General features: G+C 71.8%; 13 protein-coding genes. 2 read left to right on the top strand and 11 right to left on the bottom strand.

The window, feature by feature from the left end; translation table 11 throughout:
* Positions 1–2: 2 nt before the first annotated feature.
* The 11 genes from KPF22_RS04075 to KPF22_RS04025 form a co-directional block, all read right to left on the bottom strand.
* Positions 3–1,958 (bottom strand): acetoacetate--CoA ligase, encoded by a 1,956-nt coding sequence (locus KPF22_RS04075; protein ID WP_224401273.1) that lies wholly within the window; start codon positions 1,956–1,958, stop codon positions 3–5.
* Between the two features lie 73 nt (positions 1,959–2,031).
* A complete protein-coding gene (locus KPF22_RS04070) occupies positions 2,032–3,030 on the bottom strand; it encodes an LLM class flavin-dependent oxidoreductase (RefSeq protein ID WP_224401272.1) in 999 nt (332 codons plus the stop codon).
* 33 nt (positions 3,031–3,063) lie between these two features.
* Complete coding sequence (locus KPF22_RS04065) at positions 3,064–4,599, bottom strand: long-chain fatty acid--CoA ligase (RefSeq protein WP_224401271.1); 1,536 nt, start codon at positions 4,597–4,599, stop codon at positions 3,064–3,066.
* 162 nt (positions 4,600–4,761) lie between these two features.
* On the bottom strand, positions 4,762–5,070 hold the full coding sequence (locus KPF22_RS04060; protein ID WP_062403870.1) for a YciI family protein: 309 nt from the start codon (positions 5,068–5,070) through the stop codon (positions 4,762–4,764).
* Between the two features lie 59 nt (positions 5,071–5,129).
* The gene (locus KPF22_RS04055; RefSeq protein ID WP_224401270.1) at positions 5,130–6,077 is read right to left on the bottom strand and encodes an acyl-CoA desaturase; all 948 of its coding nucleotides are present in this window, start codon (positions 6,075–6,077) and stop codon (positions 5,130–5,132) included.
* A gap of 211 nt (positions 6,078–6,288) precedes the next feature.
* Positions 6,289–6,531: a hypothetical protein gene (locus tag KPF22_RS04050; RefSeq protein WP_208822974.1), complete on the bottom strand. Its 243-nt coding sequence runs from the start codon at positions 6,529–6,531 to the stop codon at positions 6,289–6,291.
* Between the two features lie 113 nt (positions 6,532–6,644).
* A complete protein-coding gene (locus KPF22_RS04045) occupies positions 6,645–7,256 on the bottom strand; it encodes an Asp23/Gls24 family envelope stress response protein (protein WP_224401269.1) in 612 nt (203 codons plus the stop codon).
* Complete coding sequence (locus tag KPF22_RS04040) at positions 7,253–7,963, bottom strand: RNA polymerase sigma factor (protein ID WP_224401268.1); 711 nt, start codon at positions 7,961–7,963, stop codon at positions 7,253–7,255. Before KPF22_RS04040 ends, KPF22_RS04045 begins: the two co-directional genes overlap by 4 nt.
* 71 nt (positions 7,964–8,034) lie before the next feature.
* Entirely contained in the window at positions 8,035–8,370 is a 336-nt protein-coding gene (locus KPF22_RS04035; RefSeq protein ID WP_224401267.1) for an Asp23/Gls24 family envelope stress response protein, read from the bottom strand.
* Positions 8,367–8,807: an STAS domain-containing protein gene (locus tag KPF22_RS04030; protein WP_224401266.1), complete on the bottom strand. Its 441-nt coding sequence runs from the start codon at positions 8,805–8,807 to the stop codon at positions 8,367–8,369. The genes KPF22_RS04035 and KPF22_RS04030 overlap by 4 nt, the downstream gene beginning before the upstream one ends.
* 367 nt (positions 8,808–9,174) lie before the next feature.
* Positions 9,175–9,354, bottom strand: coding sequence for a hypothetical protein (locus KPF22_RS04025; RefSeq protein ID WP_224401265.1), 180 nt, complete (start codon positions 9,352–9,354; stop codon positions 9,175–9,177).
* A 1,627-nt stretch (positions 9,355–10,981) separates the two neighbouring features.
* On the opposite strand from KPF22_RS04025, the gene KPF22_RS04020 reads away from it, so the two are divergent.
* Both KPF22_RS04020 and KPF22_RS04015 read left to right on the top strand, forming a co-directional pair.
* A complete protein-coding gene (locus tag KPF22_RS04020) occupies positions 10,982–11,371 on the top strand; it encodes a hypothetical protein (RefSeq protein WP_224401264.1) in 390 nt (129 codons plus the stop codon).
* Positions 11,372–11,525: 154 nt separating this feature from the next.
* Positions 11,526–12,377: a DUF6349 family protein gene (locus KPF22_RS04015; protein WP_224401263.1), complete on the top strand. Its 852-nt coding sequence runs from the start codon at positions 11,526–11,528 to the stop codon at positions 12,375–12,377.
* Positions 12,378–12,433 lie beyond the last annotated feature (56 nt).

Genomic DNA, 12,433 nt, shown 5'->3' with positions numbered 1-12,433 from the left:
CGCTACGCCCGCCGGTCCGCGGCGAACCGGGCGTACCAGCGCAGCGCGTCCGGGTCGTCGACCGAGGCGATGTTCGCAGCCTTCTCCAGCGGACGGCCCGCCATCAGCTTCTTGATCGGGACCTCCAGCCGCTTCCCGCTCAGCGTGTGCGGCACCGCGGGCGCCTCGACGATCTCGTCCGGGACGTGCCGCGGCGTCAGCCGGGACCGCAGGGTGGACACGATCGTGGCCCGCAGGCCGTCGTCGAGGGTGTGACCCTGCGCGGGGACGACGAACAGGCCCAGCCAGTACTCGTCGTCGGGGAGGTCGACGCCGACGACCAGCGCCTCGTCGATCTCCTCCATCGTCTCGAGGACGTCGTAGAAGTCGCCGCTGCCCAGCCGGACGCCCTGCCGGTTGAGCGTGGAGTCCGAGCGGCCGTGGATGGAGACGCTGCCGTCGGCGTGCAGGGTCACCCAGTCCCCGTGCCGCCACACGCCGGGCCAGGTGTCGAAGTAGGAGTCGGTGTAGCGCTCGGCGTCCGGGTCGTTCCACAGGTGCACCGGCATCGACGGCATCGGCTGGAGGACCACCAGGTCGCCGACCTCGTCGACGACGGGGTTGCCGTCGGAGTCCCAGGCGGCACAGTCCACGCCCGCGAGCCGGCCGCCGATCCGCCCGGCCCGGACCGGGGAGTACTCGTTCGCCCCGACGAACGAGCCGGAGACGTCGGTGCCGCCGCTAGTCGAGTCGATCCGCATGTCCGGGCTGACGTGGGAGTACAGCCAGTCGTAGCCGGCGGGCGGCAGCGCCGAGCCGCTGACCATGACGTGCCGCAGCCGGGACAGGTCGTGCTCGGCGCGCGGGGACACCCCGGTGTTCGCCGTCGCGGTGACGACCGCCGCCCCCATCAGGACGACGTCGGCGCCGGTCCGGGCGGCGACCTCCCAGACCGCGCCCGGCGGGTGGCCGGGGCTGCCCTCGTAGAGCACGATGCTCGCGCCCTGGGTGAGCGCCCCGAGCTGCATGTTCCACAGCGCCCAGCCGGTGGAGGTGTAGGTGAACATGCGCTCGCCGGGCCGCAGGCCGCAGTACAGCCCGGACCACTTCAGGCCCTCGAGGGTGATGCCGCCGTGGCCGTGCACGAGACCCTTGGGCAGGCCGGTGGTGCCGGAGGTGAACAGCACCCACAGCGGGTGCGAGAACTCGACCTGCGCGAACTCCGGCTCGGCGTCGACGGCGAGCAGCTCGTCCCACGGCGTCGTGCCCTCGGGGGCGGGCCGGTCGAACACGTAGGGGACGTGCACGACGTGGCGCACGGTCGGCAGCTCGGCCCGCAGCCGCGCGACGACGTCGGCGCGGTCGACCTCGCGGCCGTTCCAGTGGTAGCCGTCGGCGACGACGAGCACGGTCGGTTCGAGCTGGGCGAGCCGGCCGATGGTGCCCTCGGCGCCGAAGTCCGGTGAGCAGCACGACCAGACCGCGCCGACCGCGGCCGCGGCCAGCAGCCCGATCACGGCGTGCTCGGTATTGGGCAGGTAGGCGCAGACCCGGTCCCCGGGGCGCACCCCGGCCCGGCGGAGCCAGCCGGCGGCGGCCGCGACCGACCGGCGGAGCCCGCCGCGGGTGATCTCCCGGGCGGGCGCACCGCCCTCCCGCACGCACACCAGGGCGGGATCGTCGTCGGCGCCGCGGCGCAGCGCGTGCTCGGCCCAGTTCAGCCGGGCCCCGGTGAACCACCGGGTGTGCGGCATGGCGTCCGCGGTGCGGACCTGCTCCCACGGCGTCGAGAACGCGACGTCGTAGTGGTCGACGACCGAGCGCCAGAACCGGTCGACGTCGGCGACCGACCACGCGTGCAGGGCGTCGTGGTCCTCGAACGGACGGCCCTCCCGCTCGGCCAGCCAGTCGAGGTAGGCGCGCAGCGCGGACCGCTCGACGCGTTCCGCGGGCGGGGTCCAGAGGACGTCGTCGGCCATGCCGGTCACCTCTCGTGCCGTGCGGTGGCGGGCCCGCCCACCGGGGGCCGGGCCCGCCACCGGCTCGTCCGTGTCAGGAGGCGAGCACCTTCGGCATGATGTCGTTCTTGATCCGCTTGAGGTCGTCGAGCGTCTTCGACACCGGGACGTCGGCGAACGGCGGCCAGATCAGCGGCATGGTCATGCCCGCCTCCTTGTACGCCTTGAGCCGGTCGGTGAGCTGCTTCTCGGTGCCCACCAGCAGGTTCGACGCGACGCCGTTGACGGTCTGGTCGACCTCCTCGTCGGTGATGACCGTCCAGATCATCGAGCAGATCTCGAGGTCCTTGGCCCGCTTCGGGCTGCCGATCTCCTCGAACTGCTCGTCGATGGCGGTGATCCACTTGGCGAGGCCCTCGGGCGAGTCCTGGATGCCGATCCAGCCGTCGAGGTCGTACTTGGTGATCCGGCGCGCCGAGCGCAGCGGGTCCTTGAGGCCGCTCATGAAGATCGGCGGGCGCGGGTCCTGCAGCGGCTTGTGCCCGAAGCCGCACGCCTCGAAGTCGGCGAACTCGCCGTGGAACTCGTAGTGGTCGGCGCCCTTGTCCCAGACGCCCTGCATGATCTCGATCGACTCGCGCACGTGCTTGTGGCGCTTCGGGAAGATGTGCGCGGCGCTCGCCGCGGCGAACTCCTCGGGCATCCAGCCGGAGCCGACGCCGACGTTGAGCCGGCCACCGGAGAGGTGGTCGATGGTCGCCAGCTCCGCGGCGAGGACGCCGGGCGAGCGGAACGGCGTGTCGATGATGCTCATCCCGATGCGGACCTTGGTGGTCTTGGCGGCGAGCCACGGGATCAGCGGGTAGCCCTGGAACCACTTGCCGCGCGAGGACACCGGCAGGGCGTTCGGCAGACCGTCCATCATGCCGAAGGAGTACTGCAGCTCCTGGCGGTCGGACTTCTCCGGGACGACGATCCGGTCGAGCGTCCAGACCGAGTCGAAGTCGAGGTCCTCGGCGAGCGCGGTGAGGTCCTCCAGCTCCTTGACCGTGACGAGGTCGCGGAAGTTGGGGAGGTACAGAGCGAGCTTCATGTGATGCTGCCTCCTTGCGGCATGACAGTGTCGCTAACGGGAGAGTGTGACCCTGATCTCGTTCTTCAGAACTTTACCCACAGTCGAGCGCGGAAGATCGGCCCAGAGCTCGACCTGCTTGGGGGCCTTCACGGAACCGATGCGCGCCTTGACGAACGCGACCAGTTCCTCGGTGTCGATCTCGGCACCGGGCTGGGGCTGGACCACCGCGGTCACCCGTTCGCCCCACTTCTCGTCGGGCAGGCCGACCACCGCGCAGTCCCGGACGGCGTCGTGCGCCATCAGGGCCTGCTCCACCTCGGCGGAGTACACGTTGAAGCCGCCGGAGATGACCATGTCCTTGGCGCGGTCGACGATGTGCAGGAAGCCGTCGTCGTCGAGCAGGCCGATGTCGCCGGTGTGATGCCAGCCGTGCGCGGACACCTCCGCGGTGGCCTCGGGGTTGCGGTGGTAGCCGGCCATCACCAGCGAGCCGCGGACGCAGATCTCGCCGCGCCCACCCCGCGGGACCGGGCTCCCCTGCTGGTCCAGGATCGCGACGGTGACCAGCGGCGACGGCCGCCCGGCCGAGGCCAGCCGTTCGGTGGCGACGCTCCCGTCGGCGCGACGGTGCTCGGCGGGCGACATCGTCGAGATCATCATGGGGGCCTCGGACTGGCCGAACAGCTGCGCCATCGGCCCGATCCGGTCCAGCGCCTCGGTCAGCCGGGCCACCGACATCGGGGCCGCGCCGTACCAGAAGCACTGCAGCGACGACAGGTCCGTCGCGTCGAGCGCCTCGTGGCCGAGGACCATGTAGATCAGCGTCGGCGGCAGGAACGTGTGCGTCACCCGGTGCGCCTCGATCAGCTCCAGGAACCGGCCGACGTCGGGCTTCGCCATGATCACGACCTCGCCGCCGCGGGCCATCACCGGGAAGCACAGGACGCCCGCGGCGTGGGTCAGCGGCGCCAGCGCCAGATAGACCGGCCGCTCGTCGAACGGGTAGCTCATCAGCGTGATCGCCGACATCGTCTCGACGTTGCGGTCGGTCAGCAGCACGCCCTTGGGACGCCCGGTGGTGCCGCCGGTGCCGACCAGCGCCACGATCTCGTCGGGCGGTGCCGCCTCGGCGGAGGGGTCGTCGCGGGCGGCGTCGAGCCAGGCGTCGAAGGCCTCGGCCCGGCCGTCCGGGCCGGAGTCACCGAGGCGCACCAGGGTGGTCAGCTGCGGGAGGTCCGGGGCGATCTCGGCGACCAGGCCGTCGAAGGAGGGCTGGTAGATCAGCGTGGTGCAGTCGAACAGGTCGAGCAGCTCGGCGGTCTCGCCCGCCGCGTTCCGCGGGTTGATCGGGCACCACACCGCGCCGGCGCGGGCGATGCCGAACACGCAGGAGAACGCCGTCGGGTCGTTCGCCGAGAGGATGCCGACCTTGTCCCCCGGCGCGACGCCGGAGCGTCGCAGCGCCCGCGCGACGGCGTGCGAGAGATCGACGACGTCGCCGTAGGACAGCGTCGTGCCGTCGAGGGTCAGGCAGGGGGCCGCGGGATCGAGGGAGGCGCCCTTGTCGAGGTAGAAGGTCAGCGACATCGCGGCTCCCCGGATCTGCACCGTTGCGGACAGCGACGACCGTGGCGGGAATCTGGACAGTTGTCAAGATTTGCTGCCCGACCGGGGTGGGGAACGCCGACGGCGGACGGCCCGGGAGGGTGGTCCCGGGCCGTCCGCCGTCGTGGTGCGGGGAAAGGGCGCCTACGCCTGCCCGGTCAGCGCCCCGGCCAGCGGGCCCAGCGGCGGCGCCCACTCGCGGATCTCGGCGCGGGCGACGACGCCGGCCGTGGAGAACGGGTCCGCGTCGACGATCGCCTGCACCGCGGCCCGGTCCTCGACGCGGAAGATCAGCAGGCCGCCCGGGGCCTCACCCGGGGCCCAGGCGCCGGCGACGAGCATCGTCCCGTCCTCGGCGAAGGGGCGCAGGTAGTCACGGTGGGCCGGACGCGTGGCGTCCCGGAGCTCCGTGTCGTCGGTGTAGGTGTAGATCAGTGCGAAGGTCGTGGCCACACCGCGATCCTCGCACGCGACGACGCCGACGGGACCACCGTCGGCGTCACCGCCGGTCGTCACTTCGCCGCGAGGCGCTCCAGGCGACGGGTGGTGGGCCAGCGGACGTTCGTCGCCCAGCCCGCCTTCTCGAAACCGCGGATGACCACGGCGGAGATGTCGATCTGCCCCTTCTTCACGCCGTGCCGGGCGCAGGTCGGGTCGGCGTGGTGCAGGTTGTGCCAGGACTCGCCACAGGACAGCAGGGCCAGCCACCAGACGTTGGCGGACCGGTCACGCGCCGCGAACGGGCGCTCGCCCCAGATGTGACAGATCGAGTTGATCGACCAGGTGACGTGGTGCAGCACCGCGACGCGGACGAAGCCCGCCCAGAACAGCGCGGTCAGCGCACCCCACCAGGACATCGTGATCAGACCGCCGAGCAGTGCCGGGCCGAGCAGGCTCGCGACGACGATCAGCGGGAACGCCTTGTCGACGCGGGCGATGTCGCGGTCCTCCAGCAGGTCCGGGGCGAACCGCTTCATGTTGGTCAGGTCGCGCTGGAACAGCCAGCCCAGGTGGGCGTGCCAGAAGCCCTTGACCAGCGCCATCGGGCCGGTGCCGTAGAGCCACGGCGAGTGCGGGTCGCCCTCCTTGTCAGAGAACGCGTGGTGCCGGCGGTGGTCACCGACCCAGTCGAGCACGCTGCCCTGCAGCGACAGGCTGCCCGCGATCGCCAGCGCGATCCGCAGCGGGCGTTTCGCCTTGAACGCGCCGTGGGTGAAGTACCGGTGGAACCCGACCGTGACGCCGAGGCAGCTCACGTAGTAGAGGACGAACGCCAGCACGACGTCGGTCCAGCCGAGGAAGCCCACGCTCCAGGCGAGGGGGACGGCCGCGAGCAGCGCCAGGGTCGGCAGGACGACGAACAGCCCCACCAGGAACATCTCTCCCGGCGGGCGCTTCCCGTCCAGGACGGGTAGGGGCCCGCTCCTCGTGGGGGCGGGGGCCGCGTCGACTGTTGTCATGGGTCCACTACATCGAGTGACCGGCGTCGGCACAGTCCGGCTGGCCCCCCTGTGTGGGAGGGGGTATCTCCTCGGCTGGGCCGTTCGCTCGAACCCGTACCCCCGTGAACAGAACCTGCGACGACGACACGACCGTCCGCTCCCGGTCGACAGCTCACCGGGGATCTCGCGATCGGGCGGGCGGCGCGTGCCGCCCGGGGACAGCGGCGTGTCAGGACGTGTGCATCGACGCGCTGTGGCGGTGGTCGGTCCCGGCTCGCCGGTCCCGGCCCCACGGCCCGCGGGCACGCCTGTCCAACCACCGCCGGGCCGCGGTCAGGAGCCGGGTGACCGTCGACGGTCCACGGCGGCGTTCGACGGCGGCACCGAGCGCGCCGAGCAGCCGGCTCAGGAGCGGGACCCCCACGGCGAACAGCAGCCAGATCCGGATCCGGCGGGACAGGAAGACCCACATGGGGAACTCCGATCGTCAGGGTGTCCGCACTTCCGCGTCACCTGTCGTCCCGTGTGACGTCCCGGACGCGCCGTCCTCACCCGCTCGCCGGGAGGCGTACGTCACCGCGATCCTCAGGGTTCGGTGAAGACGTCGTCGATGAGCACGGTGACCTGGACGGGTTCGAGGTCCGTGAGGTGACGGACCGTGGCGACCACGGCGCGGCGGACGTCGTCGGCGAGCTGGTGCAGCGGGCGCCCGAAGTCCGCGGCGAGGGTGATCTCCAGGGCCGTGCTCGCCCCGGCGACGCCTGCGGTGATCTCGGAGTCCGAGTCGCGGTGGCCGGACAGGTCACGGCTCAGTGCGACGCGGACACCGGGAACACCTTCGGCGGAGTGCCGCGCGGCGGCGACGACCACCCGCGCGGCGACGCGGGTGACCCCGTCGGCGGTACGGACGGTGGCGTAGTCGCTGTCGTCGATCGCGCTGCGGATGCGCGCGAGCGCCTCCTCCATCGGCCCCTCGGGCGCGATCACCTGCTCGGCGGCCAGGTCCCGCAGGGGTGACAGGAGCCTGTCGTACTCCGCGAGGGCCGCCTGGCAGTGCACGCATCCCTGCTGGTGCACGTCACGGTCGGCACCGCGACCGTCGGCGACCTGGGTGAGCAGCACGTCGACCGCCCTGCCGCAGGGGAGGGTGTCCCGGTCCCGACGGTCGGTGTGGTCGGGCTGGTCGTGCTCGGTCATGCCCACTCCCGCATGGTGTCGGCGAGCCGGCGGCGGGCTCGGTACAGACGGCCGCGCAAGGTCGGTTCGGAGACGCCGAGGATGGCGGCGGCCTCGTCGTAGCCCAGCTGCTCGATGTCCACCAGCACGACGGGGGCCCGCTGCTCGGGTGGCAGGTCGGTGACCGCCGCCAGCATCGCCGAGAGCCTGTTCCGGGCCATCACCTGGACATCGGCACCCGGCGAACTGACGATGTCGGGGTCGGTCAGGGGTGTGTCGTCACGGCGACGCCTGATCGTGCCCAGACAACGGTTCACCACGATGCGGTAGAGCCACGTGGTGAACAGGCTCTTGCCCGCGAACCCGGCCAGCGCCGTCCACAGCTGGATGACGACCTCCTGGGCCAAGTCCTCGGCGTCGTCGGGGTTGCCGAGCATGCGCAGGGCGATCCGGTAGATGCGGTCGCGGTGGCGCCGCACGAGCGCCTCGTAGGCGTCGAGCGAACCCTCCTGGGCCTTGCCGACGAGCCAGTCGTCGGCCTGGTGGTCGAGCCGCTCGGGACGGTGCCCGCGCCGCGCCGGGACGGGGCCGGGCCGGCTGTCGTCGTGCGCCACGTGGGTCCGTACCTCCGGCTGGACGGTCGACGTCGACCTGTCGGGCTCGGGAACTCGTTGTTGCGGTGCCGAGAGCGCCGACGCCCCCGAGCCGGCGACAGGGGCGACGGACATGGGGACGATCGTTGCGTACACACGGACAACCCGCCCGGCGGAGCGGTGCGCTCAGGCGCGCACCGGCCGGGTCACCGGTAGTCCTCGACGGTCACGGTGATCCCCGCGTCGGGGACGACCCCGCGGACGGCGGCCCTGACCTGGTCGGCGATCTCGGCGATCGGATGGGGGTGGCGACCGACGACGTGGACGTCGACATGCGTGGAGCGTCGAGCCTCCCCGCCCGTCCGCCCGGCGCTCCCCGGGTCGACGCCGAGGCGGACACCCACGACTCGCCGTCCCGGCAGATGGGTGGCCACGGTGCCGAAGGGCCCGCCGTGGAGATCGACGACGCCCGGACAGCTCCGTACCGCGTCGGCGAGTGGGACGCTGAGGTGGTCGGGATGTTCTGGTCGGGGGTCGGTCATGTGCCCTCTCCTCTCTCGTCGTCGCGAGCCGTCCAGGTGGTGTGGGGGGTGGGCGCCCGGTCGGGCGCGTCCGGCTCCGTGCCGGGTGCGATCGCCTGCGTGACGTCGTCGGCGAGATGCAGCACGCGCTCGACGCCGCTGACCACGACGAGACGTTCGAGTGCACGGTTCCCGGACACGACCACGCGCATGTCGATCCCGTGGGCACGAGCGAGCCGGTGGGTCCGCACCAGCAGGTCCACACCATGGGAGTCCAGGTAGCCCACCGCGGTCAGGTCCACGCACAACCGGGTCAGTGCCGGGTCCGGTACGAGCGCGATGACCGTGCGCCGCAGCTCCGGTACGCGTGCGGCGTCGACCTCGCCGACGATCCGCAGCACCACGATGCCCGGGCCCGGCCTGTCCACCAGCACGTCGGCGGCATGATGCCCGTTCATTCGGTCCTCCTCGACCTCGTCGTCGGTGATCGGGTGATGCCGGGTCCGTCGGGGTGGGCCGACCGCGGCCGGGCGCATCGCCCGCAGATCCACCACGAGCTCGACGCGGACGAGCGGTGCCGGTCGGTGCGGCGCCGCGGCGAGCACCTGCAGCCCTCGATCACGACGACGATCTCGGCCGCCCGTCCGGCGGAGGCAACGGATGCACGGACCAGGGCGGCGATCCCGTCGGGCGCGCAGGCCGCCCGTCCGACGGCCGGGGAAGGTGGCCGTCGACCCCGCCGCAGGGCCCGGGTGCGGATTCCCTCCGGCTGCGCAGCTCAGCGCCCGGGGCGCGGTCGGAGCGAGGGCCGGCCCGGTGTGGACCTCACGCGATGCGGGCCGCTCCGCCGCCGAGGGCGTACCCGCCGCGGACCTCGCGGGCGGCCGGACCTGCGATCCCGGCGACGACGGCCTCGGCGATCCGGGGGCTGTCCCGGCCGGAGGACAGCGCGCCCGACGCGGCCGGGCTCGGGGTCGTCGCCGTGGGGGTGTTCGGGATGGTCATGTCCTGTCTCCCTTCGTGCTGCGGGCCCGGCCGCCTGGTGTGCCGGGACCTCTGCGGCGGACGAGGCCACCGTTCCCGGAAGGCCTCGTTCCGCTCCACAGCCGTGGGACACGATCGGGGCAGGATCCTCACGCGGCGGTGCTGTGATGTGGACCATCGCCGAGCGGTCGGTCCTCGGGACCGGGGGAGATCGGTGCCGGCGGGTGTGGAGGGTCGTCCCGCCATCCGGCGTCTCGCGAATCGTCCGAGGCCCTGCGTCACGCCGTCGGCCGGGCGGCCCGGCCTCGACCACGGGGAGTCGTGCGTGCGGTCCCGCCGGAGACGTTCCGGAGAGGACCGCTGGTCGGACGTGGAGCCGGAGGTCGGGATCGAACCGACGACCTACCGCTTACAAGTCCGTGGGCATCGGTCACACTGTGCTCTGACCTGGCGATTCATCCTCACGTGTCGTACCACGGTCCACATCACGGACCACCGTACGCAGCGTCCGCGGGTCACGCGGGGGGTCACGCGATCCATCAACCGACCCGACGAGTCGCCGACCGGAGCAGCCACCGTATCGGCCGGCGGTCGTTGTCCCGGGTGTGACCGCTCCCCGCCTCGCTGTCCTCCTCCTGCTCGGCGCGCTCACTCGCCTGATGCGGAGGAGGTGCGCCGACGGCCGCTACCGGCGCGGCCGGTGACGGCCTTGACGCCGCGGAGTCCGCCTTCTTCGCGCGGCCGCCGACATCGTCCCCGGCCACCCCGACGACCCGGACGACCTCGCCGACGACGCCGTCAACTCCTGCAACGGCATCCACGACGGCCTCCCTCGCGGGCAGCTGATCGACACCGCGGTCCAGCGTTCGGGACCGGCAGCTACCCGGTGACCGCCGAGCAGGCCGGACAGCTCCTCGACGACGCCGCCGAAACGGTCTGCCGGCGTTAGCGTCGCCAGACGCCGCAACGGACCGTTCGTCCGGATTACTCCGATCCGCCAGGAACCCGACCGGGCGCGGAGCGTCCACGGTGCATGCAGTCCCCGCTCTCCGCTCGCATCGGTCGAGCCGGTGGCGTCGCCGCCGCCGTCATGGCCGTCTTTGCTGTCGCCACCGGCTGTCAGGAGGCTTCGGCGAGTCCGCCCCGGCCGACGGTCCCGCCCCTGCCCTCCATCACGATTCCGGCTCCACCCAGCGTCCCGACGTTTCCGACGGCGCCGGGGGCACCTCCCACCGGCGGGGTCGTGCTCACCTGCACGCAGATCGGGACGACCTCGAAGTACCTGTGTGAGCGGACCGGGACTGCCCCAACGCCGGTACCGACCACCCCGCCGCCGGCACCGTCGTCGGAACCGATGCCCCCCTGGCCGTCCACGCCTCCGTCCAGCCCGCCGTCGAGCCCGCCCTCGTCGACGACGTCGAACCAGATGCCGGAGCCACCGGCCTCGTGAGTGTGGGCAGACGCTGTTGAAGGCCCCTGGCCGGAACTATCTAACGACGCCACTCGGGAGGCCTGCCGTTCACGGGCGGGAACGAACTCGCTCGATCGGTCTCCCCGATCGAGCCGATCTGCTGGGATCCGTGATCCGTCCCGCGCACGAGTGTGGGCGGTACCGGAGGGCGAAGCGTTGCAGATCACCGGTTCACCGATGACGAGACGCAAGATCGTCGTCATCGCGAGCGTCGTACTGCTGTTGGGCTGGACGGCAGGCCTGGCGGGCTGGTCGCTCGCCGCGGACTCCCGCGGCTCCGGCGCGACACCGTCGGCTGCGGTCCGCCTCGATCCCGCTGAACGCGCCCGCTACTCCGACGGTGCTGGCCCCGCCCCATCGACCGTCGGGATCCTCATGAACGACGAGAAGGCCTGCACGGCCACCCTCGTCTCCTCGACCTCGGGCAGCGTCCTCGCCACCGCCGCGCACTGCGTCTACGACGACGGCCACTGGACAGCGAGCCTGCGGTTCCACCCCGGCTACAGCAACGGCGACAACCGGTTCGGCATCTGGGACGTCGAGGGCGCCTGGGTCCCCCAGGCCTGACAGCAGACCGAGGGACGCCCCGGGTCCCCAGTTCCGCTCCGAACACAACATCGCCTTCGTTCGCCTAGCCGGCATCCTCCGAGACCACGCAACGGAGCTGCTCAGCATCGATAGGCGCCGCGACCTCCAGGAGGACGCTCGCCGCCTTCAACGCATGGCCGATTGGCTCGGCACCGTCGAGGAGCTACCCGGGGATCGTTCTGTCTGGCCGTGCCAGCGATGCGACGCCGCGCCTGGCGACGAGTGCTCGACCTCCGGGGGCTTCTTTCACCACGGTCGAGGCTTTGCAGGAGGAACGACCCACCTCGCCGAGCCCACCGAGACTTGCCGGCCAACGGCGCAGTGCGGTCCGGGGCCAGCATGGCGAGCCGCTTGCCTCTGCTGCGACCACCGGGGCGATGTCGTCGACTCCGAAAGCCTCGCCGTCGAGCTAGCACACGATCACTCGTTCCCCGGCTGGCGCTTGCTCCCGACCGTCTCACGTAAGCCGAATCTGGGCGGTGGGGGGACCAGCAAGGCGGCCAAGGGAGCGCTGGCGAAGTGGTTGACGATCGTCAACAGCATGTATCCCGACGGCTGGCTCGAGCGTGGAGGGCCAGTCCTCACGCATCGTCCCGGCTACCTCGCCGGCACTCGACACGTTCCCGCAGCAGTCCCGGGAGGTGGCTATGACATCTGTGTGTCGGTCGACGATGCCGCCCTGGTGCTCGGAGCGCTCCAAGGCCTGCATCTACGAGACTTCCTGCCCGGTTGCGACCAGCAGGCAGCGAAGAAGCTCTTGGAAGTCCGTCCCGGATCGTGGGGCCAAGCTGGGGCGAAGGGGCTCCACCGTGGCGATCGAGCGATGTTGCCGTGGGATCGGTACTTCGAGCTGATCGAGCGAGGTTGTAGCCACGGACGGCGAGAGCGCTACGAGCAGGCTCACGCCGCATGGCAGGCCGCACCAACCGATAAGCCGGTCGAGGTCCGCAACGACCTGATCCGCACCACCCGGGGCCATCGTTGAGGCAGGGGCCGAGCAGACTCGAGAGGTCGATGTGGGCGAAACGTTGACGTTGTTTT

Source organism: Pseudonocardia sp. ICBG1034 (assembly GCF_020131375.1).
Lineage (GTDB): Bacteria > Actinomycetota > Actinomycetes > Mycobacteriales > Pseudonocardiaceae > Pseudonocardia > Pseudonocardia alni.
The sequence above is the reverse complement of the archived record's forward strand: the minus strand, read 5'-3'. Positions and strand labels throughout refer to the sequence as shown.

Bases quoted from the DNA above. Each gene is read 5' to 3' on its own strand.
- KPF22_RS04050 (WP_208822974.1), bottom strand. From the start codon at position 6,531: ATGTGGGTCTTCCTGTCCCGCCGGATCCGGATCTGGCTGCTGTTCGCC.
- KPF22_RS04030 (WP_224401266.1), bottom strand. From the start codon at position 8,807: ATGAACGGGCATCATGCCGCCGACGTGCTGGTGGACAGGCCGGGCCCG.
- KPF22_RS04055 (WP_224401270.1), bottom strand. From the start codon at position 6,077: ATGACAACAGTCGACGCGGCCCCCGCCCCCACGAGGAGCGGGCCCCTA.
- KPF22_RS04015 (WP_224401263.1), top strand. From the start codon at position 11,526: ATGGCCGATTGGCTCGGCACCGTCGAGGAGCTACCCGGGGATCGTTCT.
- KPF22_RS04035 (WP_224401267.1), bottom strand. From the start codon at position 8,370: ATGACCGACCCCCGACCAGAACATCCCGACCACCTCAGCGTCCCACTC.
- KPF22_RS04020 (WP_224401264.1), top strand. From the start codon at position 10,982: ATGACGAGACGCAAGATCGTCGTCATCGCGAGCGTCGTACTGCTGTTG.
- KPF22_RS04040 (WP_224401268.1), bottom strand. From the start codon at position 7,963: ATGTCCGTCGCCCCTGTCGCCGGCTCGGGGGCGTCGGCGCTCTCGGCA.
- KPF22_RS04075 (WP_224401273.1), bottom strand. From the start codon at position 1,958: ATGGCCGACGACGTCCTCTGGACCCCGCCCGCGGAACGCGTCGAGCGG.
- KPF22_RS04070 (WP_224401272.1), bottom strand. From the start codon at position 3,030: ATGAAGCTCGCTCTGTACCTCCCCAACTTCCGCGACCTCGTCACGGTC.
- KPF22_RS04045 (WP_224401269.1), bottom strand. From the start codon at position 7,256: ATGACCGAGCACGACCAGCCCGACCACACCGACCGTCGGGACCGGGAC.
- KPF22_RS04065 (WP_224401271.1), bottom strand. From the start codon at position 4,599: ATGTCGCTGACCTTCTACCTCGACAAGGGCGCCTCCCTCGATCCCGCG.
- KPF22_RS04025 (WP_224401265.1), bottom strand. From the start codon at position 9,354: ATGACCATCCCGAACACCCCCACGGCGACGACCCCGAGCCCGGCCGCG.